Source organism: Vibrio sp. 2134-1 (genome assembly GCF_033339495.1).
Map to the genome: position 1 here is coordinate 1 of NZ_JAWOUS010000088.1, position 1,311 is coordinate 1,311.

1 protein-coding gene is annotated in these 1,311 nt (G+C 46.1%); it reads right to left on the reverse strand.

Annotated elements, in window-relative coordinates; genetic code table 11:
- Window positions 1–27: 27 nt before the first annotated feature.
- Window positions 28–1,311, reverse strand: a 1,284-nt coding sequence (locus R7R78_RS24040; protein ID WP_406707388.1) for a tetratricopeptide repeat protein, incomplete at its 5' end; no start/stop codon positions are given.

The window sequence follows — 1,311 nt, forward strand, 5'->3', positions numbered from 1 at the left end:
TAGTTATTACGCTTAACCGATGGTTAATTATCCATTTTTTAATATTTTCTTGATGTCGTCCTCATTCTTGTAAGAGGAGTGGATCTTGATCAGGCCTTGGTTGATGGCGTGTTGGCAAGCGGTTCTTATGTTACCGGTTGCAAAGCTCGCTGCTGGCGCGTTGTCAATGGCTTTCAAAAATACCCAATGACTTTGTTTATCTTTGAGGCTAACTTCGCGTGCAATATGCGTCGCAAGTAGCAGTAAATCGAGCAGTTCTTCATCATTGATAGCGGTGTAAGCACGAGGCAAGAATGGGTAGTCGCTGATGCCCATACGAATGATGCGATTGACGTTATGTTGAGTCGCAAATTCGTCTACCCACGCTTGGAATTTTTCAAACATGACTTCGGCAGAGGCGTCGCGGTCTGCGTTAGGTTCGATGTAGAGTAAGTTTGCATCCGAGAAGTGGTACAAACGTGCCGGTTTTTCGATGCGCTCTGCTAGGTATTCTCCGAATGCGCGTTCTAATTCCAAGCCCGCTTTGTAACCATTTTGAACGTACATGCTGCGTAAGAACGGTAGGTCGATCATCACAAAACGTAGTCGGTCGTTGAGCGGTTCATGGATAAGTTCACCCATTTGCCACTGTTCAAAAGTGTCACGCGATTTTTTCAGTGAGCGAGACAACTTCACGTTCAGCATGCGCAGATTACGTAAGCGAGAGCGGGAATGGGTAAAGAGGTCGTTACGAAGTTTCTCGATTTCACCCGCTTGGCGCTGCATGATCACGCCGCGGCGCATAATGAACAAAAACATAACCAGAACGGTGATGAATAGGGCAAAGGAAATTTTCTGGAACTTACGATGTTCCATTTCCACCTGCTCTAGACGCTCTGATTGACCGACATAGTGAATGGTCTGTTCCGCAAACTCTTTTTGCTGACGGAACGCATCTTCACTAATTTGGTTGAGTTGTTTTTGCTCCAAACGCACTAAGCTGGTGTATTTTTTGTACGCTTGCAGTGACAGTTGATATTCGCCCGCCTGTTCGTAACCCAAGCCCAACAAACGGTAAGATTGCTGCTTGATGAAGTTTTTGTTTTCCGGCGCCTTTTTGACAAGCTCTAAGGCTTTCTTCGCGTTTTCAATTACTTTTTTGCTGTCGTTCTGATGATAGGCGAGACCAGACTGAAGTAGGGCGGCTTTCGCTTCAAGCTGAGGGATATCCGCGTATTCCAGTAACTCTGTCGCACGTTCCAGATATTGCTCTGCAAGTGCGTAGTTGTAGAGTTGCAGGTAAGTCGCAGCCAAGCTCAACCGAATCTTAAT